Genomic DNA, 21,127 nt, shown 5'->3' with positions numbered 1-21,127 from the left:
TTGGGAAGGTTCGTCTTGGTGCACGTGTTGAGAGATTATGAGAGTCACACTGCGAGAGGCGTGAGATGTCGTTCTTCAAGCGCAATACAGCCCTGGTCGAGCCCGAGGCGGCCCTGCCCGGCCGGCCCACTCCGAGCTTCGCCGTACCGGCGGAGAACATCGTCCTCCACACCCCCCAGACCGCTCCGGCGCCTGAGGGCTTCGAGGAGGTCTGGTTCGGCACCGGATGTTTCTGGGGGACCGAGGAGATTTTCTGGCAGCAGCCCGGCGTGTACACCACGGCCGTCGGCTATGCGGGCGGTTACACCCCGAACCCGACGTACGAGGAAGTCTGCACCGGCCGCACCGGCCAGACCGAGGCGGTCCGGGTCGTCTACGACCCCACCAAGACCACCTTCACCGACCTCCTGAAGGTCTTCTGGGAAACCCACGACCCGACGCAGGGCATGCGTCAGGGCAACGACCTGGGCTCCCAGTACCGCTCGGCCATCTACTACACCACCGACGCCCAGCGCGCCGAGGCCGAGCGCACCCGAGACCTCTACGCCCCCGTCATCAAGCCCCTCGGCTACGGCGACATCACCACCGAAATAGCCCCCCTCGGCTCCCACTACTACGCCGAGGCCTACCACCAGCAGTACTTACACAAGAACCCCAACGGCTACCGCTGCCACAGCAACACCGGCGCCAAGTTCCCGGCCTGATCTCCTGAAAGCGACCCCCACCAACTGGCGGGGGTCGCTTCTTGTTTTGCAGGAAGTGGCAATCCGTCACGTGGTGTCGCGGAATGAAGCTATCGCCTGCGGTCAGGATCGACGGTGGAGGGGATCACTCGATGAACGTGCGGCGGCTTGGCCTGGTTCTGGCTGGGGTTGGGATGTTGATGGGTGCTGCCGTGCAGGGGCAGGCGACGGCTGCGTCGGCCGGACCGCGGACGGTTGCCCGTTCCGTTTCGTGCGAGAACTGGATCATCTGGGCGGATGGTCCGCACAGTGCGATGGAGGCCAACGTCACCGCCGCGAAGCCGCCGCGGCTCGTGGATCAGTTCCAGATTCCCCAGTTCGTCCCGGTCCGGGCGATGTCGACCTGGTACCTGACGACGACTCGCCGCGGCGAGCAGTACTCGTACGGGCTGCTCCTCCAGGGCGGGAACCTGTACCGGCACTCGACCGTCGGCGGCAAGCCGTTGACGGCGACCAAGCTGGGAGGTGGGTGGACCACCTTCAAGGCGATCGCCACGTCGAACTACACCGACCCGCCGGGACCCACACATGCGTGTCTCTACGGCCTGAACACCAACGGAAACCTTTACCGGTACGCGCCGAGCGGTGTCAGTTACAAGGCGTACGGCGTGTTCGGTGGATTCAAGAGCTTCAAGGCGATGGCGATGATCAGCCAGGCACCGACGTACGACACTCTCCTGATGACGACCACCGCCGGGGCGCTCTACACGATCCACATCCCGACCACCGCGAAAGCGAAGCCGATCGTCAAGCTGATCCGCAAGTCCGGATGGTCCTCGTTCGAGTCGCTCCTGGTCGAACACTGCGGTCCCAACTTCGGTTCCGTTGTCGTAGGCATCGACCACAACACCGACTCCGGGTACCAGTACGCGTTCAGCAAAGCCAACGGCACCGCCACCGCAATCACGTCGTACGGCAAGATCCCAGTCGTCTTCAACGGCGGAGTCCACGCGTCCCTCACCGCGTTCTGGCTGAACGGCGAGTAGCCGAGCAAGTCACGCCCCTGCGCCTTGTTAGTGCAGGCGGCGGGCGAGGTGGACGTGGATCTGGGCATCTAGTTCTACGGTCTTGGGGAGGGCTTCGAGGGTTCGGCGGAAGACCTCGTCGCGGTCGGCGGGCTCGAGTAGGACGTATGCCGAGACCGTTGAGAGTTGTCCGACGTAGTCCTCGGCAGTCACGGTCACCCGCCGTTCGAGGTCCACCTGGCGGACGTCGGTGAACCACTCGGACTGCTCGAGCTCGGTGCCCGGCCATCGCATCAGGCGATCCTCGGGAGTGCCGTCGGGCGACGGGACGCCGTCGTCGTCCAGGTACGGCGCCCGGGCCGCGCGCGCGGCCTCCCTGAGGGCCGGATCAGCCAACCCGACCGGCACACCGAACGAGGTAAACACCCCACCGGGCCGGACGAGCTCCGCCATCCGTTCCCACCGGCCGTCAGGGTTGGTCCAGTGCAAGGCAGCAGCCGAATACACCAGGTCGTACGACGTATCGAGCGGCAGATCCTCGAATGCGGCCTGCACAGGAGTCACGTTCGCCGTCGAGTGCTTCCGCAGCTCAGCCAACATCGCCGCATCCGGCTCAGTCGCCGTGACCGCAATCCCACCCCCCGCGAACAACCGCGTCGCTTTCCCCGTCCCCGCACCAATCTCCAGCGCAGTCCGCACCGGCCCACCCGCATACGCCGTCACCAACTCAAGCAACTCCACCGGATACCCCAGCCGAAACCGCTCGTAAGCCCCCGCCACCGACCCAAAACTCAACCCCCGCATCACCATGCCCGCATCCTGACACCTCCCCCACCCCACCCGCCTACCATTTTCCCCAGCCGGATACGCATCCTGGTTGGACGGCGACATCACTGTTAGCGGGTGCCGGTCCAGATGGTTCGGGTGGTGAATGCGCCTCGCTCGGCGGCCTTGGTGGCTCGGGTGGCTTCGAGGTCGTCTGGGGTCGTTCCCAGGTTGGCTGCCAGGGCGCGGATGACCTCAAGGATGTCGGCGAGTTCCTCGACGGCGGTGGTCTCGTCGGCGGTGAGGAACTCGTCCACCTCTTCGAGAAGCTTGTCGCGCAGCCGGCGCCGGAACTCGGCAGGCTCGGCCTGATACGTGATCGGCTCAGCGCCATTCGCCCGAATGATCTCCGGAATCCGATCCCTCACCAGCTTGCCGTGAGCGCTCATCTGTTCCTCCACCATCCGAGAGACCGTACCGTTCCTGACAGACAAAGACTGTGCTGACCATCGGACAAGCGACGGTGCCCAGGACGGAGGTGGCGGGATGGTCCCGGATGAGACGTCGCAGCCACGGCAGCAGGAGGAACCTGGGCCGTTCGTGCCCGGCTCCGTGGCGCCGGTGGCTGGAGACGACGGCCGGGTCGTGCTGGACGACGAGGGCAACCCGGTCATGGCGCCCGTCGTACCGCCAGACGGCACAGTCGGGGAACTGCCACCCGAGACCACGCGCCGAACCGTCAGGAACCCGGACGGCACGGTCAGCGAACAGGTGAACATCGTGTACGAGTAGCGCCCGTCAACCGTGACGCGTAAGTCGTGCGTGACGGGGGCAAGTGCTGTGCGGGGTTGGGACTAGGCATGGGGCCAGGGGGTGACCCTGGCTCGACTGGGGTGCTCGAGGGCGAGTCTTGAGGTGGCGAGATCAATTGGTGCCGCTACCCGAGATCGAGAGCAGGGAGTTTGAGATGAGTACCGCTACAGCTACCGAGTCCCAGGTGGGCCGGAAGGTTTCCAATGCAGTGTTGTGGCGCGGTTTGCTGGCCATCGCGGTCGGGGCTGTCGCCGTTGTCTGGCCGAACATCACCGTCGGCGCGTTCGTCATCCTCTTCGCGGTCTACGCGTTCGTCGCGGCGGTCGCCGATGCGGGCCGCGCCTTCAGCAGTGAGCGTGGCTGGTCGGTGGTCGGCTACCTGTTGCTGTCGCTGGTGTCAGTGGCGGCCGGCGTCGTCGCACTGGTTTGGCCGGGTCCGACGGCCCTTGCTCTGACGCTGATCGTCGGCTGGTGGGCACTGTTCACCGGAGTCGTCGAGATCGCGATGGCGTTCACCAGCGGTCGTCGCGCCGGGCAGCGTGCCTGGTTCATCCTGAGCGGACTGGTCTCGATCGTGTTCGCGGCCGCGCTGTTCATCCGGCCCGATCTGGGCGCCGTGTCCCTGGCCATCGTCTTCGGCCTCTACAGCATCTTCTACGGCGTCACGGCCCTCGTCCTACGCAGCCAGGTCCGCAGCCTCGACCAGACCGCCCACCGCCTCACCCACGCAGTCGCTTGAGCCCGCACCATCACCGCACAACCCAAGGGCGCCGGCACCAGCCGGCGCCCTTTCAGTGCCTCAGCCCATGGTTTTTTGGCCGTCGATTGTTTCGCGGATGATGTCGGCGTGGCCGGCGTGCTGCGCGGTTTCGGCGGTGATGTGGAGGAACACGCGGCGGACCGACCAGAAGACGCCCGGTGGCTGCCATGGCGCGGACGGGAGTTCGTAGGACACGTCGAGGTCCAGCGTGCGGACCAGGTCGTCGGTGGCGGCCGCAACCTTTTCGTACTCCGCGAGTACGCCGGCCAGCGTCTCGCCCTCGACCAGTCGGAAGTTGTTCTCCCACGCGGCGATGGCTTCCGGGGTGTACTCGGTCTCGCCGGACGCCTCGTCGCCACCGCCGGCCTGGGCGAACTCGGCCCAGCTCAGCTCGACCGCGGTCACGTGCTTGATCAGTCCGCCGACCGTCAGCGCGCTGACCGTGCTGCGCGTGTTCGCCTGCTCGTCGGTGAGCCCTTCCGCGGTCTTCCGCAGGAAGCCTCGGTGCTTCCCCAGAAACTCGAGAATGTCGGCCCGCTCACCAACCACGATCTGCTCGTTCGTTGTCATATCCCCACCCTAAGAACCGTAGCGGCCAGATACTGACCTCTACCCCGACCACTTTCCGCGTCACTGTAACTCCCGGCGAGCTTAGGATCTCGGGGTGACTGGGGAGAAGCCGATCGTCGTATCGCATCAGGTGACGGCCGAGGCGCGGGTCGGGCGGTTGATCCTGCTGAACGGAACGTCGAGTTCCGGGAAGTCGTCGATCGCCGAGGAGTTGGTCGACGGGCTGGACGACGGGTGGTTCCATCTCGGGATCGACCACTTCCGGGAGCGCCGGAAGTGGCGGCAGTGGGATCAGGATGCGGCGCAGCGGATGGTGTTGGGGTTTCACCGGGCCGTGGCCGGGATGGCTGCCGCGGGCAACGATGTGGTGGTGGATCACGTACGACGTACAGGTTGACTCCGACCACCACACGCCGGCCGAATGTGCAGCCCTGATCCGGGATCGGTTGACCGAAGGACCCCCGACCGCCTTCGACGAACTCAGGGCCAAGCTCGGGTAGAGCAACTACAGATTCTGGGCATCGGTCTTCGTGTCCCCATGGCGATGGAAGACCTTCCAGGCACCGTCTTCGCGGCGGTAGAGCTGGGTGACCCGGAGCGAGTAGGTGCGCAGCTCGCCGTTGACGTGGGTGACGGTGTGTTCGAAGGCGATCGTGTACGCGAGGTCCCCGGCCACGTCTGCGGACACCAACTCGTACGCGAACGACTCGCTGCCGGAGAAGCTGTCCGCGAGCAGTTGGAACAGCGCTCTCGTCTGCGCGGACGTCGTGGTGGTCTTCCAGGCCCCGAACACAGTGACCGGGTCCCGGGTGGACCACAGCGCATCGCGCTTCCCGGCGTCGCCGTTGTGTACGGCGATCTCCGCGTCGTGGAGCTCTGTCTCGAACCACGCCAGAAAATCTGCTCGTTCGCTCATACCTCGATGGAACGCCTGTGGATGCGTTAAGGAAATGGGTTGCGGCGGTCCGGACGATAGGCGGTGTGACGTACTCCGACGCCGATGCGGCTGAGCTCTACGACGTACTCAATGGCTGGGGATCCAGTGACGACTTCTATTTGTCGTACGTGATGGCGGCCGGCAGCGTCTTGGACGTCGGGTGCGGGACGGGAGTGCTGCTCGCGAAGGCGCGGGCTGAGGGGCATGCCGGGCGGATGGCCGGGATCGATCCGGATGCGGCGATGCTGGCGAAGGCGCGGGTGCGAGTTCCGGATGCGGAGTTGGTCGACGGGAAGGCCGCGGACATCGCCTGGGTGGGTGAGTTCGAGCTCGCGGTGATGGCGAGTAACGCGTTCCAGTTCCTGGTCGAGGATCTCGAAGAGTCACTGCACAGGATCCGTACGGCGCTCACCCCCGGCGGGCGGTTCGTCTTCGGCACCCGCAACCCCGAGGTCCGTGAATGGGAGAGCTGGAATCCGGACAACCCGTACGACGTCGTCGACCACAACGGCCGTGAGCTCCGGATGATCTACCACGTCGAGAAGGTCGATGGAGTCGTGGTCACGGTCACCGAAACCACCGCGCTCCGCGACGACACCCCGCTCCGCACGGACCGCGCCGCCTTCAACTTCATCGGCGTCGACCCCCTGAACGCCGTACTCACAAAAACCGGCTTCACCGTAGAAGCCCAGTACGGCGACTGGTCCCGCGGTCCGCTCACCCCCGCCAGCGAAAACCTCATCACCGTCGCCAGCTACCAGGCCTGAAACAACCCCGTCCGCCGATAACCCGAATACAACCCCAACACCACCCGAGTAGGCGCATGCAAGTCCTCGGGCGGCTCGGCGAAGAACGCCGCCTCCAGCACCTCATCGGCCGCCGGTCGGAGCTCCCCACTCCACCGCCGCGCCTCGAAGCACAACGCGAAACAGTGGAGTACGTCGCCATTCGGATACGTGAGCGTGTGGAGATCCGCCTCCGACAGACTCGCGAACGGCACCAGATCCTCCGGCGCCACCGTCAGCCCGGTCTCCTCGAGAAGCTCACGAGAGGCGGTCATCCGGAAGCTGTCGCCGGGTTCGGCCGCACCGGCGGGGAGTTCCCATAAGCCGGAGTCTCGGCTTCGTTGGAACAGGATTCGGTCAGCGGAGTCCAGCAGTAGGACCTGGGCTCCCGGCATCAACAACGGCCGTGATCCCACCGCCTGTCGGAGTTTCCAGAGGTAAGAACCCCAGAGGTAAGAACCTTCGTATGTCATCGGGTGAGAGGGTAGGGGACGTGGAGTGGGTGAAGCGGCGGGCCGGGTGGGTATTGGCGGTTGGGCTTGGGCTGGCGCTGGGGTGGACAACCGCGGTGACTCTCGCGCAGCCGAACTGGTATGACCCGGGTGAGGCGTGTGCGAAGCGGATTCACCAGGATCTTGGTGCGTTCGTCGCTGTTCACACGACCTGGTTCCCGCCGACCGCGACCTGCGACTTCGGCCAGGGGCAGGTGCAGTACATGTCGACCACGACCTCGGTGGTCCTGTCGTTGGTCGGCGTACTGAGTCTCGTCGTCCTCCTGACCGGTCTCATCCTGACCGTACGGCGCTTCTCCGGCGACCCCGGCCGTCTGCGGCCGGCCGACAACGACCTCAAACGCCGACGGCTGACCCACCTCGGCTTCGGCGCGGTCGATGTCGGCGTCGCCATCGCGCCACTGTCGTTCGTGAACGCGGCCGCGATCGTCTTCGGCGGGCTGCCCGGCGGCATCATCTGCGTCCTCGCGTCGCTCGCCGGCCTGAGCGCGCTCGGCATTGCGCTGGACCGGCATCTGGGCCCGCTCCCCAGCACCGAGCTCGACAGCCGCCGCCGGGGCGCGATCGCCGGAGTCACCGTGTACGGCGTGATCTTCGTGGCGACCGCGCTCAGCGGTCAGCTCCCGTTCGTGCGGCTCTGGGCCGTCCCCGTCGGCGCCGTTGCGTACGCCGCGATCGTGGCCGTCCAGTGGTCACGCGTCAGCAAGGCCACCCAGGCTCAATATTCTGGTTGAGATGGAACACGTTGTCCGGGTCGAACTCGCACTTCACCCGTGACAACCGGTCGTAGTTCGCTTGGCCGAACCCCGCGATCACCCGGTTCTGCCCTTCGTTGCCGATGAAGTTCAGGTACACGTACCCGGTCGACCACTCTTCGAGGTCCGAGCACACATCCCGGGCCCACTGCCGCCCACGAGCGTCGTCGGCCGGATCCGACCACAGCCCGAACGGGTGCACCACCCACGCCGCCGCCCGGTGCGGCTGCGGCCACTTCTCGGCACCACGCCGTACGGCGCCACCCCACGGCACGATCACCTGCTGCGACGGGGACGGCGAGAGCATGTCCGCCGACCGATCGACAAACGCCCGGACGGCCGGATCGGGCAGCGACGACAGATGCTCGGCCGACCAGTAGTTGCGGAATCCGGGCGGATCGTCGAGGGCCGACTGGATAGCGGCGTACGGCATCTCGGCGACCATCGCCCCCTCCGGCGACAGCGCGAACAGCGGCGCGAACACCTCCCGCAGCTCCGCCTCGGACCCCGCGTAGATCCCGGCCGCACCGACGAGCCGCTGCCCGTGCAGGTGCGCCGGCACGAACTCCTCCGGCGGCCCGGTCAGGAAGATCACGCCGCCACCCAGCTCCTCCGGCGCGCCCTGCTCGATCAGATCCCGGTACGCACGAAGCACGTCAGGCCCGGCCGAGGCCGGCCAGAGCAGCAGCGCCAAGGTTGTGGTCGGCAACTGTTGGAGGTGGAACGTCAACGACGTCGCGACCCCGAAGTTCCCGCCGCCTCCGTGCAGTGCCCAGAACAGCTCGCTGTTCTTGGTCTCGTCCGCGATCAGCAACCGGCCGTCCGCGGTCACGAGCTCGACCGAGACCAGCGCGTCCGACGCGAGCCCGAACTTCCGCTCCAGCCACCCCGACCCGCCGCCGAGCGTCAGCCCGGCCACCCCGGTGGTCGAGGCGCGTCCACCGGTCGTGGCCAACAGATACCGCTGGCAGGCCCCGTCGAGATCACCCCAGGTCGCCCCGCCACCGACGCGCACGATCCGGGCGAACGGGTCGACCTGCACACTGTTCATCCGGCGCAGATCCACGACCAGACCACCGTCCGTGACCGCGGTCCCGGCCACCCCGTGACCGCCGCCGCGCACCGCGATCTCCAGCTCGTGCTCGACGCCGTACCGAAGCGCGGCCTGAACGTCGGCCGCCGATTCGCACTGCGCGATCATCGCGGGCCGCTTGTCGATCATCCCGTTGAAGACCGTCCGGGCTTCGTCGTACGGCGCGTCCCCGGCACGCAGCAGTACTCCCCCGAAGCCCTGCGGTCTCGACCATTCCATCGTCTTGGACATGGTGAAACTCCCCCTCGCTCACTCCCCCAGGCGATCCACCGATCCTCCGCCGTCACCCGAAACCGGTCAACCGCTCGCGCCTTTCCTACCGCTAACGCGACCCCGCCGATGACGCGATTCCACGCCTACGAAGGGTTTTCGGGCGGTCACAGCTGGTCCGGCCGCGCCCGCCTCGGTAGGGTCGAGGCGTGACTAGTGCGGCGATGATCGGTGGCGCGGGGCAGGTCCTGACCGACGACGAGGTGATGGGCTTCATCGGTGACCAGTTGACCGGTGCCGGGCTCGAGGGACGCAGCGTGTGTGTGATCGTCCCGGACGCCACCCGCAGCTGCCCGCTGCCGTTGCTGCTCCGGGCGGTGCATCAGGCCCTGGACGGCCGGGCCGCGAAGGTCACGATTTTGGTTGCCCTGGGCACCCATGCCGAGATGACCGCCGAGCAGCTGAAGGAGCACCTCGGCGGCGACTACCCGAACGTGCTCAACCACGAGTGGTGGAAGCCGGACACGTTCGCGGACCTCGGCGCGATCAGCGCGGACCGGGTCGGCGAGATCTCCGACGAGATGTTGCGCGACGCGGTCCCGGTGCGGCTCAACCGCGCGGTGGTCGAGCACGATGTCGCGCTGGTCGTCGGGCCGGTGTTCCCCCATGAGGTGGTCGGCTTCTCCGGCGGCAACAAGTACTTCTTCCCCGGGGTGGCCGGCCAGGAGGTCATCGATCTGAGCCACTGGCTCGGCGCCCTGATCACCAGCGCGACCATCATCGGTACGCCGGGGATCACACCGGTCCGCGCCCTGATCGACGAGGCCGCCTCACTCATCCCGGCCGAGAAGCTGGCGCTGTCGGTCGTCGCGCAGTCCGGCACCGACTCACTGCACGCGATCGCCTTCGGTGACACGCAATCGTCGTGGCAGGCGGCCGCCGAGGTCTCCGCCCAGACCCACGTCCGGTACCTCGACCATCCGGTCCAGCGCGTGGTCTCGCTGATGCCGCCCAGGTACGCCGACATCTGGACCGCCGCCAAGGGGTTCTACAAGGTCGAGCCGATCGTGGCCGACGGCGGCGAGGTCATCCTCGTGGCGCCACACGTCCACCAACTGGCCGCGATGCATCCCGAGATCGAGGAGATCGGCTACCACTGCCGCGACTACTTCGTCGGCCAGTGGGAGCGCTTCCGCGACCTGCATTGGGGCGTCCTCGCGCACTCGACCCACCTCCGCGGCGCCGGCACCTGGGACCCGGCGACCGGTGAGCACCTCCGGGTGCACGTCACGCTCGCGACCGGCATCCCGGAGGACGTCGTACGCCGGGCCAACCTCGCCTACCTGGATCCCGCGACCATCGACCTGACGGCGTACGAGGACGACCCCGACACCCTCGTCGTACCCAATGCCGGCGAGATCCTGCACCGGCTGAAGTAGCGCTCCAGAGGGTGGCCGTGGTGCGCCGTGGTGCGCTGGGCCATTTCAGGGGCCGACCCCCGAAATGGTGGGTAGCGGAGGTGCATACCGGTGCCCAACCCTCACTTTGAGGGGTCGGCCCCTGAAATGGGGATCGTCGGGGGATCGGCTACCGCGACCCCGAATACCTGGAAGACCCATTCCCAGGCCGATGACCCACCGGTAACCTCAGCAACCATGAGTGAGGTCGTGGTGATCGGGTCCGGGTTCGCCGGGTTGTGCATGGGGATCAAGTTGCGGCAGGCCGGGTGCGAGGATTTCGTCATCCTGGAGAAGGCCGACGAACTCGGCGGCACCTGGCGGGACAACACGTATCCCGGCTGCGCCTGCGACGTCCCGTCGTACCTCTACTCGTTCTCGTTCGAGCAGAACCCGCGCTGGACCCGGATGTTCGCGCCGTGGGACGAGATCCTCGCCTACCTGCGGCACTGTGCGGACAAGTACGGGATCGCGGACAAGATCCGGTACGGCGCGGAGGTCACCGAGGCGGCCTTCGACGAGACGACCGGCCGATGGACCGTCACCGTGAACGGCTCGGAGACGATCGAGACCCAGGCCCTCGTGATGGGAGTCGGCAACCTGCACCTGCCCAAGGTGCCGGACGTCCCGGGCCTGGACTCGTTCGCCGGTACGACGTTCCACTCGGCGCAATGGGACCACTCGCAGGACCTGCGCGGGCGGAACGTCGCCGTGATCGGGACCGGCGCCTCGGCGGTCCAGTTCGTCCCGCAGCTCGCGCCGCAGGTCGCCCAGCTCGACGTGTACCAGCGATCGGCGCCGTGGATCACCCCGAAGCCGGACCGAGCGATCGGACCGCGTGAACGCCGGATGCACGAACGCTTCCCGGCCGGGCAGCGGCTCATCCGCGACGTCATCTACTGGGGACTCGAGGGCCGCGGCGCCGGGTTCGGCGGCAACCCGAAATTGATGAAAGGCCTTGAATTACAGGCGAAACGGCATTTGCGCAAACAGGTCGCCGACCCCGAGCTGCGGACCAAGCTGACGCCGGACTACCAGATCGGCTGCAAGCGGGTGATGGTCTCGAACGACTACTATCCGGCCTTCACCCGGCCGAACGTCGACCTCGTCACCACCCCGATCACGCGGATCACCCCGACCGGCGTGGTCACCGCGGACGGGACCGAGCGCGCCTGCGACACGATCGTGTACGGCACGGGGTTCAAGGTGTCGGTCGGTCTGACCCGGATGCCCGTCCTCGGCAAGGAAGGCGTCGCCCTGGCCGACCACTGGAAGCGCACCGGCATCGGTGCGCACCTCGGCATCACGGTCGCCGGCTTCCCGAACCTGTTCCTGCTGACCGGGCCGAACACCAACACCGGCCACTCGTCGGTGGTCTTCATGATCGAGGCCCAGGTCCGGTACGTGATGCAGGCCCTGGACCTGCTGCGCCGGCGGGGAGCGTCGTACGTCGAGGTCCGCGAGGAGGTCCAGGAGCGGTTCGTGGACAAGCTCCAGGCCGAGCTCGAGAACACCGTCTGGGAGTCCGGCTGCCAGAGCTACTACCACGACGAATCCGGTCGGAACTTCTCGATCTGGCCCGACTTCACGCTGACGTACTGGCGTCGTACCCGCCGGCTGGATCCGTCCGACTTCGTCCTGGTCCGGTAGCCGGGGCCGAAGGGACAGGTCGGGGTTTACCCGCACTCCTGAAGGATGAGGGGCCGGGGTTCGGCGTACGACCTTGGGATGAAGGCAAGACCGGTCCTCGGACCGATGTCTGCCGCCCCGCGCTGAAGGATTCTTGAGGTATGGAAATCCTTCAGATTGCGGGAGCAGCAGCCATCGTGATCGGCATCGTGGTGATGGCCCTGCTCGCCATCGTGCCTTCGGTCGTAGACCGTTAAGTCCTTCCCTCGCGGGGAGGTCAGTCGGCGGACAGATGGACCAGCAGGTCCTGCCGGGTCAGCACGCCCACCGGCTTGCCGTCGTCCAGCACCATCAGGGCGTCGCGGTCCTCGAGCAGCTCGACCGCCCGCGTGACCGGCTCGCCGGCACCGAGGGACGGCAGGGCGGTGTCCATGTGCTGCTCGACCATGTCGGCCAGCCGCGCCTTGCCGGAGTAGAGCGCGTCCATCAACGTCCGCTCCGACACCGCGCCGGCCACCTCGGCCGCCATCACCGGCGGCTCGGCCCGGACCACGGGCATCTGGGAGACGCCGTACTCGCGCAAAATCTCGACCGCCTCGGCGATCGTTTCGTGCGGATGAGTGTGCACCAACGGCGGCAGGCTGCCGTCCTTTCGGGCAAGAATCTCACCGAGCGTGACGCCCTGCCGAGCGTGTGCGAGGAAGCCGTACTGCGCCAGCCACTCGTCGTTGAACACCTTGGTCAGGTAGCCGCGGCCGCCGTCGGGCAGCAGCACGACGATCACGGCGTCCGGATCATCGAGCTCGTGCGCCAGCCGGATCGCGGCCGCGGCGGCCATACCGGCCGAGCCGCCGACCAGCATCGCCTCCTCGCGAGCCAGCCGGCGGGTGAGCGCGAACGAGTCCGCGTCCGAGACCTCGATCACCCGGTCGCAGATGGTCTTGTCGTACGTCTCCGGCCAGAAGTCCTCGCCGACGCCCTCGACCAGGTACGGACGGCCGCTGCCGCCGGAGTACACCGAGCCCTCGGGGTCGGCGCCGATGATCTGCACGCGACCGCCGGAGACCTCCTTGAGGTACTTGCCGGTGCCGCTGATCGTGCCGCCCGTGCCGACACCGGCGACGAAGTGGGTGATCTTGCCCTCGGTCTGCTCCCACAGCTCCGGACCGGTGGTCTCGTAGTGCGAGCGGGGGTTGTTCTGGTTGGCGTACTGGTTGGGCTTCCACGCGCCCTCGATCTCGCGGACCAGGCGGTCGGAGACGTTGTAGTACGAATCCGGGTGCTCCGGAGCCACCGCGGTCGGACAGACCACGACCTCCGCGCCGTACGCCTTGAGCACGTTGCGCTTGTCCTCGCTGACCTTGTCCGGGCAGACGAAGACGCACTTGTAGCCCTTCTGCTGGGCAACCATCGCCAGCCCGACACCGGTGTTGCCGGAGGTCGGCTCGACGATCGTCCCGCCGGGCTTCAGCTCGCCGGAGGCTTCCGCGGCCTCGATCATCCGGACCGCGATCCGGTCCTTCACGGAGCCGCCGGGGTTGAAGTACTCAACCTTGGCGAGCACGAGCGGCTTGGCGCCGTCTGTTGTCTTCGACAACCGCACGAGAGGCGTGTTGCCGACCAGGTCCAGGAGTGATTCTGCGTAGCGCACGCCTTCACTCTAGTGATGCGTGTGTCTATCCCCTATTTCACTTGCTTGTACATCACAGCGTGTAATCCTGGAACTATGACTAACCGGGGTGGTGGGGCGGGAAAAGTTTCGAGCAAGGCCCGGTCGGCGAAGCGGTTGGCGCAAGCCGCTGCGGTGGGGGGCGGGGGACTCGGACTCATCGGGGCGACGCTGTACGGCTTGCTGACGGCTGAGGCGGAGTACGTCAAACGCGTGATCGGCCCGATGCGGTACTACCCGACGCCTGGCGACGGGGTGTACGGGCGTTTTCCGGGGCGTCCGATCACGTTCGCGATGCTCGGCGACTCCAGCGCGGCCGGATACGGCACCGAGTCGCCGGAGGAGACGCCTGGGGTGCTGCTCGCGTCGGGGCTGGCCGAGCTCGCCGAGCGGTCGGTGCGGCTGGTCGACGTGTCGAAGACCGGCGCGAAGTCGACCGATCTGGCCGAGCAGGTGGACGCGGCGCTGCAGGCCGGGCCGCACGTCGCGGTGATCCTGATCGGTGTGAACGACGTGAAGGCGCAGATGACGCCGTCCACGTCGGTCCGGCTGCTGTCGACCGCCGTACGCCGGTTGCGCGCCGCGAACTGCGAGGTCGTCGTCGGCACCTGCCCGGATCTCGGCGTGGTCCGTACGATCGTGCCGCCGCTGCGCCAGGTCGCGCGGGCCTGGAGCCATCGGTTGGCCGCTGCGCAGACGATCGCTGTGGTCGAGGCGGGCGGTCGGACGGTGTCGCTGGGGTCGCTGCTCGGACCGGTCTTCAGCACCGATCCGACGATGTGGGGTCGGGACAACTTCCACCCGTCCGCGATCGGGTACGCCGCGGCGTCGGCCGCACTCTTGCCATCGGTCGCGGCTGCGATGGGCGTCGGACCGGAGTCGTTCGTGAGCCCCGAGTCGTTCCGCGGCGAAGCGATCCTGCCGATCGCCGAGGCAGCGGTCCAGGCGGCTCGCACCGCCGGCACCGAAGTCGCCGCCACCGAGGTAGCCGGCCGAGAACGCGGCCCCCGAGGCCGCTGGGCCGCCCTACGCCACCGCCGCCGCCACCCCAAAGCCGAGGTAGACCGAGTAGAAGACAACACCTCCCCAGAGAACGCTGTACCCGTTAGCCACTAGTTGTTGAGAGTTCGCAAACTGCCAGCCGGCACACGCGTCCGCTGAGCGGGGAGATACATGAAGAAGGTCTTGCTTGAGCCACCTCCCTCTCCTTCCCTTGTTTTCCCTTGAGTGGGCGTCCGCTGAGCGGGGAGATACATGAAGAAGGTCTTGCTTCCCGGCGTCTTTGTGGTGCACAGTCGATAACTACGCGATACCCCGATGACGGGAGGCGAAGATGGGCTTGAACCACTCCGAGGAGACGCATCAGCGTCTGGTGGAGAAGGTGCCCAGGTGCACCGGACGTGAGATGACCGAGTGGTTCCAGCTGATGAACGACGGACCGTCGTTCCTGCGCTTCGATGACAGAGTGAGATGGCTTTCCAGCGAGTACGCCCTCGCTCACGGGCACGCGACCGCCATCGTCCACGAGTACGACCTGGTCAGAGCGCACCGGCGAATGAGCTAACCCCGGAACAGGAGAACTTTTCGTAGCAGGCCTGCCCCTTCAGGTGGAGGGGCGGGCCTCCTGCGTTTCCTGGGCAAGCAGCTCCACCTCGTTGCCCTCGGGATCGGCGAGGTGGATGCGGTCCGGGGATTCTGACAGGAGATGGCCGCCGGTTGCGAGGGCGGAGTTGATGCGGGCTTGAGCTTGGTCGTGGGGTACGGCGAGTTCGAGGTGGATTCGGCTGCGTTCGTGGCGGCGGGGATCTGTTGGATCCAGGGTCTGGAAGAAGAGGGTCGGGTTGAGGCGGCACGGGTCGTAGATGTCGGTCAGCTCCGGCCGTGGATCAGGCTGGTAGCCAAGGAGTGCCATCCAGAACGCCTGTACTGCGGGGATATCGACCGCATCGATGCCGAACTGGACGAAGCGGACGCCGGCCGGCGCTGCGGTCAGGGCCAGGGAGTGGGCGGCGGCCTGGATCTTGGTTGCCAGCGCGACGAATTCCGGCTTCGGCTCGCCTTCGTCGTTCTCCCAGCGGTCCTTGCCGCTGTCGACGGTCACACCGGACGGGCGGAGGTCTACGAGGATGGGCAGACCCGCGTCGTCGGCCAATGCGGCGACAGCGGTAGCGAATTGGCTTGCCTGGGTTGCCGACGTGGTGGGGTAGAACGCCATAGCGCTGAAAACGGTCCGCCAGTCGGCGATCCCGGGACTGTCGGCGAGGTCGCCGCCCGGGACCAGATCGATCTCGTTGCCTTCGTCATCGGCGATCCGGACGCCGTACGGGCCGGACGGCTCGCGTTCGAGCACCTCCCGCGCGTTCTCCACGGCTGGGGCGTCGCGGACGATGTCGACATGGATCCGATTCCGCAACGGCCGCGGATCGTCGAACTGCCGCACAGAGACCACCGGGTCCCGCCGCAGCGGGTCTTCGAGTTCGGCGGACCCGGCCGGCTCGTACGCGAGCGCCGTACGCCAGAAGTCTTGTACCGAAGGGCGGTCAGCGGCATCGATCACGAGGCGCAAGTCCTGCAGGGTCGTCGGATCGGCGGTCAGTCCGAGGTTGGCGGCGATCTCGGAGATGGCCCGAGCCACCTGTGGATCCAGGGGGATCCGCACGCGGAGGCCGTTCGCGCGTACGTCGATATCCGGCAGGGCCCCACCGCGCTCCGCGATCCGGGCGACGAAAGCCGCGCCGGCCGCGTGTGACGGGGAGTCGAACCAGGCACTCGCCGTACGCCCGAGGACGCGCCAGTCCCCCACACCGTCGTCCTGCTCAAAAGCGCCCATGGACGTCAGCGTAGAGCCCGAACAAGGCCGAAGGGCCGGTCCACCTGGGCCGGCCCTTCGGGTGATCAGTGCGGATGTTCAGTCCGTTTGGTCAGTCACCGCCGCGCAGGATCGCGAGGATGCGCAGGATGTTCCAGTACAGCCAGACCAGGGTGACGGTCAGGCCGAACGCGGCCCGCCAGGCCTCGTTCTGCGGGGCGCCGTCGCGGACGCCGCGCTCGATCAGGTCGAAGTCGAGGATCAGGTTGAAGACCGCCAGGCCGGCGCCGAGAGCGGCGAAGACCAGCCCCAGCGGGCCGAAGCCGGAGATCCCGGAGTTGACGCCGAACAGGCTCAGCAGCAGGTTCACCAGCAGGACGCCGGCGAAGCCCATCGTCGCGATGATCACCATCTTGGTGAACCGCGGCGTCACCTTGATCGCGAAGTACTTGTACGTCGCCAACGTCGCGGCGGCCGTGAGCAGGGTCGCGAGGACCGCCTGCACGATGATGCCCGGGTCACCGACCCAGTTCGCGATGAACTTGCTGCCGATCCCGAGGAACACGCCCTCGGCGGCGGCGTAGACCATCACCAGCGCGGGGCTGATCTTGCGGGAGAACGACAGCACCATCGCGATCGCGAAGGCGACCAGCGCACCGGCCAGGAACACGGGGGTGACCAGGTTGTCCGGCGTACGCCACCACGCCAGTGCGGCGGCCACGACGACCACGCCGAGCGTCAGGCTGGTCTTGACGATGACGTCGTCCAACGTCATGGGGCGGCTGCTGGCCGGAGCACCTTGGTACTGCTGCGGCGGCTGACCTGGCCCGCCATAGCCGTAGCCAGTCGGCCGGCCGTACGGAGCGGCCCCCGGATACGCCTGGCCTTGGCCAGGCGCGAATGCACTCGACCGGTTCAGGACCGGGTTACTGCTCTGCATGGTGATTCCTCCTGATGACCCTCATCCGGGGCCGTAGCACGATCGTACGGTCCCACCCTTAACAACATCTGAGAATCGCCCTGCTGTTCCCCAACCGAAACTCCAACCCCACAAGCAAGTTGCGCAACCCAATCGCCCGCCGATGGGGTTGCGCGGGAAACCGGTTCGGCGGCGTCGTGACTGTATGGGCAGTCACGACGCCGGGACCGTCGGCCACCCGGGACGTCGTGCTCCCGCAGGCCGGTCAGAGGTGAGGATGTAAGGCCTCCTGGGTGGAAAGAGCGGCGCCGACCTGGTCGGCCAGGGCCACGGCGACCAGGCGTTGTTCCAGGTCGGGGCGGGCGATCCGGGTCGCGGCGATGAGCAGGAACCGGCCGCGGGTCTCGCCGGCGTGCTGGACGGCGAGCTCGATCTCGGAGTTCGTCGGCAGACCGTCGCGTTCGATCTTGAGCACGTGGCTGCCCCGCGTCACGGAACCGTCCGGATTCAACCGCGGTGCCTGCGACTGCTTGTCACCGGCAACGAACTTCACCCGGTCGATCCCCAGTACGACGGTCAGTTCCGCGCGGACCTGGTCGATCAGGTCATCGGTGGATCCGCCGGCCGCTACCGCCTGGGAGGTCGTGATGACACCGTCCAGGTATCCGCGATGCCGCGAGGCCCGGGCTTGTTGCCTCCGGCCCCAGATCGCGAGTTCGGTGACCGCGGCACCGATCAGCAACAGCAGCACGGCCAACTCGACGTCCGCGCTGTCGTTGATCGTGAAGCTGTTGTAGGGAACCGTCAGGAAGAAGTCGAACCACACCGCGCTCGACAACGCGGCGAGCACCCCGGCCAGCCGGATCCCGAAGGCCGCGACGGCGACGACCACAACCACCAGCAGCAGAGCGGCGTTCGCATTGTCGAAGTTGTCCCGAAACGGGGTCAACAGCGCACAAACAGCCGGCGGCACGAGCAACGAACCCGCCAACACCGGATTGCGGTAACTCTCCACACCTCCATTGACTCTCGCCAGGCGCCGGCAATCAACGATTCTCACGAAGGTCTATCAGCCCTAGGGTGGTCGAGTGCCCGAGATCAGGCGGATCCGACCCGCCGAGGACGCCGACGAACGCAGTACGCTGACCGGCCTGCTCGACTTCCTTCGCTCGACGGTCGAAATCAAGCTCACCGGCCTGACCGAGGCCGAGGCCTTCGCGCACCCCGTTCATCCGTCCGCGCTGACACCGGGCGGCATCGTCAAGCACCTGACCGCGGTGGAGCGCTTCTGGTTCGCGATCGACTTCGCCGGTCAGGACGTGGAGTGGCCGTGGACCGAGGAGGACCCGCACGGCGCGTTCCCGATCGCTACCGATGACACGGTCGACGGCCTGCTGACGTCGTACCGGGCCGAGTGCGCCCGCTCCCGCGAGATCACCGCGGCCGCCGGGCTCGACGACCGCGCCCGCTCGCACGACCTGGAGTTCACCCTCCGCTACGCGCTCGCCCACCTGATCGAGGAAACCGCCCGCCACCTCGGCCATCTCGACCTCCTCCGCGAAGCAACCGACGGCGAGACCGGCGAGTAAAGCGCTGGCAGCCCGTCGACCGCGGGCCTAGGTTGAGGTGCCATGCACCAGCTTCGCCCAGCCACCCCCGACGACGTCGCCTTCCTGACCGAGGTCGTGATCGAGGCAACCCGCGCCCAGGGGCGCCTCTCCCCCGAATTCGCCGAGCCCGCCGTACAGGCCCGGTTCGCCGCGTGGCACCTCGAATCGATCGAGGACCCGGCGACCGACGTCTCCGTGATCGAACTGGACGGCATCCCGGTCGGCCGGCTCCGCGTCTCCCGGTCCCCCGAGTCGATCGAGCTCAACGGGATCCAACTCCTCCCGTCCGCCCAGAACCAAGGCATCGGTACGGCGATCATCACCCAACTCCAGTCCGAGGCCGCGAGCACCGGCGTACCGCTGGATCTTGGCGTCGAGCACGACAACGCCGACGCCCGCCGCCTCTACAACCGCCTCGGCTTTCACCAGATCGGCAAAGACGACAAGGAAGCCAAACTCCGCTGGCCGGCCGATCCTTCCGGGCGTGAGACTGAGGTGCATGACTGAGGGTTCGTCGGAGTGGATGTACCGGCGGCTGTTGTTGCGGACGCCGAGTGGGTACAGGGTTGCTCTCGAGGGTGAGTCCGAAGCGTGACTGCGCGGCTTGCGGTTCTGTGACGGCGGCTGTCGAGGGTGGTCCGGAGGCCGGCGGGGCCGCACCATGAGGGCATGACGAATCCCTCGGGCGAGGGAGTGTTCCGGTAGGTGAGATCACTCGTGAGAGGGTTTGTGAAAGTTTTCACGAGCGGATAACCTGAAGGGGACATGAAGTCGGAGAGCCACTCAGGGAGAGTGAACCGCGTGACAGCCCAGGTGCCGCACATCCTCGTCGTCGGAGGCGGCTACGTCGGGATGTACACCGCGTACGGCCTGCGCCGCGCGGCTCGCAAGGGCCGGATCCGGGTGACCGTGGTCGACCCGCGTTCGGTGATGACCTACCAGCCGTTCCTGCCCGAAGCCGCGGCCGGCTCGGTGGAACCGCGGCACGTGGTCGTGCCGCTGCGCAAGACGCTCAAGGGCTGCCGGGTGGTGACCGGCCGCGTGACCGGTATCGACCACTCGCACAAGGTCGCCAAGGTGATGCCCGAGGAGGGCCCGGAGTACGAGCTGGCCTACGACCAGATCGTCGTCGCGCTCGGCTCGATCGCGCGGACCCTGCCGATCCCCGGCCTGGCCGACCAGGCCGGCGGGTTCAAGAACGTCGAGGAGGCGATCGCCCTGCGCAACAAGGTGCTGGACCGCCTCGACGTCGCGTCGTCGCAGCCCGACCCGACGCTGCGCAAGTCCGCGCTGACCTTCGTCTTCATCGGCGGTGGGTACGCCGGTATCGAGGCGTTCGCCGAGCTCGAGGACATGGCCCGCTACGCCACCCGGTACTACGACAACATCACGCCCGAAGACATGCGCTGGGTACTGGTCGAAGCGACCGGCCGGATCCTGCCCGAGGTCGGTCCGGATCTCGGCAAGTACACCGTGGACCAGCTGCGCAAGCGGAACATGGAGATCCTGCTCGAGACCCGGCTGGAGTCCTGCGAGAAGGGCCACGTCGTCCTCAGCAACGGCGACGAGTTCGACGCCGACACGATCGTCTGGACCGCCGGTGTGAAGGCGAACCCTGCGCTGGCCGCGACCGACTTCCCGCTGGACGAGAAGGGCCGGGTCAAGTGCCTCGCGAACCTGCGGATCGAGGGTGTCGCTGACGCCTGGTCGGCCGGTGACAATGCCGCCGTACCGGATCTGACGTCGGAGACCGGTGCGTACTGCGCGCCGAACGCCCAGCACGCGGTCCGCCAGGCCCACCGGCTCGCCGCGAACATTCTCCGCGTGATCGACGGGCAGCCGCCGCAGGACTACGAGCACAAGTACGTCGGCTCGGTCGCCAGCCTCGGCCTGCACAAGGGCGTCGCCCAGCTGTACGGCGTGAAGGTGAAGGGCTGGCCGGCCTGGTTCCTGCACCGGACGTACCACGTGTCCCGCGTCCCGACCTTCAACCGGAAGGCCCGCGTCATCCTCGACTGGACGCTGGCGCTGTTCTTCCGTCGCGAGGTCACCTCACTCGGCAGCCTCCAGATGCCGAACGAAGAGTTCCGCCGCGCAACGGAGTCCTGACCTCAGGGGTCAACAGG

General features: G+C 67.2%; 24 protein-coding genes. 14 read left to right on the top strand and 10 right to left on the bottom strand.

Annotation, left to right across the window (positions count from 1 at the left end; genetic code table 11):
* The first annotated feature begins 65 nt into the window (after positions 1–65).
* Entirely contained in the window at positions 66–704 is a 639-nt protein-coding gene (gene msrA, locus ACWF4Z_RS21400; protein ID WP_452244850.1) for a peptide-methionine (S)-S-oxide reductase MsrA, read from the top strand.
* Between the two features lie 131 nt (positions 705–835).
* Positions 836–1,729 (top strand): hypothetical protein, encoded by an 894-nt coding sequence (locus ACWF4Z_RS21395; RefSeq protein WP_452244849.1) that lies wholly within the window; start codon positions 836–838, stop codon positions 1,727–1,729.
* Between the two features lie 27 nt (positions 1,730–1,756).
* On the opposite strand, the gene ACWF4Z_RS21390 is transcribed toward ACWF4Z_RS21395, so the two are convergent.
* Both ACWF4Z_RS21390 and ACWF4Z_RS21385 read right to left on the bottom strand, forming a co-directional pair.
* On the bottom strand, positions 1,757–2,488 hold the full coding sequence (locus tag ACWF4Z_RS21390) for a class I SAM-dependent methyltransferase (RefSeq protein WP_452244848.1): 732 nt from the start codon (positions 2,486–2,488) through the stop codon (positions 1,757–1,759).
* A 116-nt stretch (positions 2,489–2,604) separates the two neighbouring features.
* Positions 2,605–2,937: a nucleoside triphosphate pyrophosphohydrolase gene (locus ACWF4Z_RS21385; RefSeq protein WP_452244847.1), complete on the bottom strand. Its 333-nt coding sequence runs from the start codon at positions 2,935–2,937 to the stop codon at positions 2,605–2,607.
* 82 nt (positions 2,938–3,019) lie between these two features.
* On the opposite strand from ACWF4Z_RS21385, the gene ACWF4Z_RS21380 reads away from it, so the two are divergent.
* Together ACWF4Z_RS21380 and ACWF4Z_RS21375 are read left to right on the top strand one after the other, a co-directional pair.
* Complete coding sequence (locus ACWF4Z_RS21380) at positions 3,020–3,265, top strand: hypothetical protein (RefSeq protein WP_452244846.1); 246 nt, start codon at positions 3,020–3,022, stop codon at positions 3,263–3,265.
* 175 nt (positions 3,266–3,440) lie between these two features.
* Entirely contained in the window at positions 3,441–4,025 is a 585-nt protein-coding gene (locus tag ACWF4Z_RS21375; protein ID WP_452244845.1) for an HdeD family acid-resistance protein, read from the top strand.
* Positions 4,026–4,085: 60 nt separating this feature from the next.
* Here ACWF4Z_RS21375 and ACWF4Z_RS21370 read toward each other — a convergent pair whose 3' ends face one another.
* On the bottom strand, positions 4,086–4,616 hold the full coding sequence (locus tag ACWF4Z_RS21370) for a DinB family protein (RefSeq protein WP_452244844.1): 531 nt from the start codon (positions 4,614–4,616) through the stop codon (positions 4,086–4,088).
* 94 nt (positions 4,617–4,710) lie between these two features.
* Here ACWF4Z_RS21370 and ACWF4Z_RS21365 point away from each other — a divergent pair, with 94 nt between their 5' ends.
* A complete protein-coding gene (locus ACWF4Z_RS21365; protein ID WP_452244843.1) occupies positions 4,711–5,013 on the top strand; it encodes a phosphotransferase-like protein in 303 nt (100 codons plus the stop codon).
* A 108-nt stretch (positions 5,014–5,121) separates the two neighbouring features.
* Here ACWF4Z_RS21365 and ACWF4Z_RS21360 read toward each other — a convergent pair whose 3' ends face one another.
* Complete coding sequence (locus ACWF4Z_RS21360; protein ID WP_452244842.1) at positions 5,122–5,532, bottom strand: nuclear transport factor 2 family protein; 411 nt, start codon at positions 5,530–5,532, stop codon at positions 5,122–5,124.
* A gap of 65 nt (positions 5,533–5,597) precedes the next feature.
* Between ACWF4Z_RS21360 and ACWF4Z_RS21355 the strand changes: the two genes are divergently transcribed.
* Positions 5,598–6,320 (top strand): class I SAM-dependent methyltransferase, encoded by a 723-nt coding sequence (locus ACWF4Z_RS21355; protein ID WP_452244841.1) that lies wholly within the window; start codon positions 5,598–5,600, stop codon positions 6,318–6,320.
* On the opposite strand, the gene ACWF4Z_RS21350 is transcribed toward ACWF4Z_RS21355, so the two are convergent.
* A complete protein-coding gene (locus ACWF4Z_RS21350) occupies positions 6,308–6,733 on the bottom strand; it encodes an NUDIX domain-containing protein (RefSeq protein WP_452244924.1) in 426 nt (141 codons plus the stop codon). The genes ACWF4Z_RS21355 and ACWF4Z_RS21350 overlap by 13 nt on opposite strands.
* A 98-nt stretch (positions 6,734–6,831) precedes the next feature.
* On the opposite strand from ACWF4Z_RS21350, the gene ACWF4Z_RS21345 reads away from it, so the two are divergent.
* The gene (locus ACWF4Z_RS21345) at positions 6,832–7,584 is read left to right on the top strand and encodes a hypothetical protein (protein ID WP_452244840.1); all 753 of its coding nucleotides are present in this window, start codon (positions 6,832–6,834) and stop codon (positions 7,582–7,584) included.
* Here the strand turns inward: ACWF4Z_RS21345 and ACWF4Z_RS21340 are convergent.
* Positions 7,550–8,929 carry an FAD-binding oxidoreductase gene (locus tag ACWF4Z_RS21340; RefSeq protein ID WP_452244839.1) on the bottom strand — a complete coding sequence of 460 codons (1,380 nt, stop codon included), beginning with the start codon at positions 8,927–8,929 and terminating at the stop codon, positions 7,550–7,552. The two genes, ACWF4Z_RS21345 and ACWF4Z_RS21340, sit on opposite strands and share 35 nt — an antisense overlap.
* A 188-nt stretch (positions 8,930–9,117) precedes the next feature.
* On the opposite strand from ACWF4Z_RS21340, the gene ACWF4Z_RS21335 reads away from it, so the two are divergent.
* Together ACWF4Z_RS21335 and ACWF4Z_RS21330 are read left to right on the top strand one after the other, a co-directional pair.
* Positions 9,118–10,347 carry a lactate racemase domain-containing protein gene (locus tag ACWF4Z_RS21335; RefSeq protein WP_452244838.1) on the top strand — a complete coding sequence of 410 codons (1,230 nt, stop codon included), beginning with the start codon at positions 9,118–9,120 and terminating at the stop codon, positions 10,345–10,347.
* Between the two features lie 216 nt (positions 10,348–10,563).
* The gene (locus ACWF4Z_RS21330; RefSeq protein WP_452244837.1) at positions 10,564–12,015 is read left to right on the top strand and encodes a flavin-containing monooxygenase; all 1,452 of its coding nucleotides are present in this window, start codon (positions 10,564–10,566) and stop codon (positions 12,013–12,015) included.
* A 256-nt stretch (positions 12,016–12,271) separates the two neighbouring features.
* On the opposite strand, the gene ACWF4Z_RS21325 is transcribed toward ACWF4Z_RS21330, so the two are convergent.
* Entirely contained in the window at positions 12,272–13,645 is a 1,374-nt protein-coding gene (locus tag ACWF4Z_RS21325) for a cystathionine beta-synthase (protein WP_452244836.1), read from the bottom strand.
* A 75-nt stretch (positions 13,646–13,720) separates the two neighbouring features.
* Here ACWF4Z_RS21325 and ACWF4Z_RS21320 point away from each other — a divergent pair, with 75 nt between their 5' ends.
* Complete coding sequence (locus ACWF4Z_RS21320) at positions 13,721–14,779, top strand: SGNH/GDSL hydrolase family protein (RefSeq protein ID WP_452244835.1); 1,059 nt, start codon at positions 13,721–13,723, stop codon at positions 14,777–14,779.
* 217 nt (positions 14,780–14,996) lie between these two features.
* A complete protein-coding gene (locus ACWF4Z_RS21315; RefSeq protein WP_452244834.1) occupies positions 14,997–15,227 on the top strand; it encodes a DUF4287 domain-containing protein in 231 nt (76 codons plus the stop codon).
* A 39-nt stretch (positions 15,228–15,266) separates the two neighbouring features.
* Here ACWF4Z_RS21315 and ACWF4Z_RS21310 read toward each other — a convergent pair whose 3' ends face one another.
* The 3 genes from ACWF4Z_RS21310 to ACWF4Z_RS21300 all read right to left on the bottom strand — a co-directional run bounded on the left by ACWF4Z_RS21310 (position 15,267) and on the right by ACWF4Z_RS21300 (position 18,406).
* Positions 15,267–16,493, bottom strand: coding sequence for a VOC family protein (locus ACWF4Z_RS21310; protein WP_452244833.1), 1,227 nt, complete (start codon positions 16,491–16,493; stop codon positions 15,267–15,269).
* Between the two features lie 91 nt (positions 16,494–16,584).
* Entirely contained in the window at positions 16,585–17,412 is an 828-nt protein-coding gene (locus ACWF4Z_RS21305; protein ID WP_452244832.1) for a Bax inhibitor-1/YccA family protein, read from the bottom strand.
* A 244-nt stretch (positions 17,413–17,656) separates the two neighbouring features.
* Entirely contained in the window at positions 17,657–18,406 is a 750-nt protein-coding gene (locus ACWF4Z_RS21300; RefSeq protein WP_452244831.1) for a DUF4118 domain-containing protein, read from the bottom strand.
* A 73-nt stretch (positions 18,407–18,479) separates the two neighbouring features.
* Here ACWF4Z_RS21300 and ACWF4Z_RS21295 point away from each other — a divergent pair, with 73 nt between their 5' ends.
* The 3 genes from ACWF4Z_RS21295 (at position 18,480) to ACWF4Z_RS21285 (ending at position 21,110) form a co-directional block, all read left to right on the top strand.
* On the top strand, positions 18,480–18,980 hold the full coding sequence (locus ACWF4Z_RS21295) for a DinB family protein (protein WP_452244830.1): 501 nt from the start codon (positions 18,480–18,482) through the stop codon (positions 18,978–18,980).
* A gap of 42 nt (positions 18,981–19,022) precedes the next feature.
* Positions 19,023–19,508, top strand: coding sequence for an N-acetyltransferase family protein (locus ACWF4Z_RS21290; protein WP_452244829.1), 486 nt, complete (start codon positions 19,023–19,025; stop codon positions 19,506–19,508).
* A gap of 294 nt (positions 19,509–19,802) precedes the next feature.
* Entirely contained in the window at positions 19,803–21,110 is a 1,308-nt protein-coding gene (locus ACWF4Z_RS21285; RefSeq protein ID WP_452244828.1) for an NAD(P)/FAD-dependent oxidoreductase, read from the top strand.
* Positions 21,111–21,127: the final 17 nt, after the last annotated feature.

It is taken from the genome of Kribbella sp. NPDC055071 (genome assembly GCF_053608045.1).
This window is presented reverse-complemented; position numbering and strand designations above follow the sequence as displayed.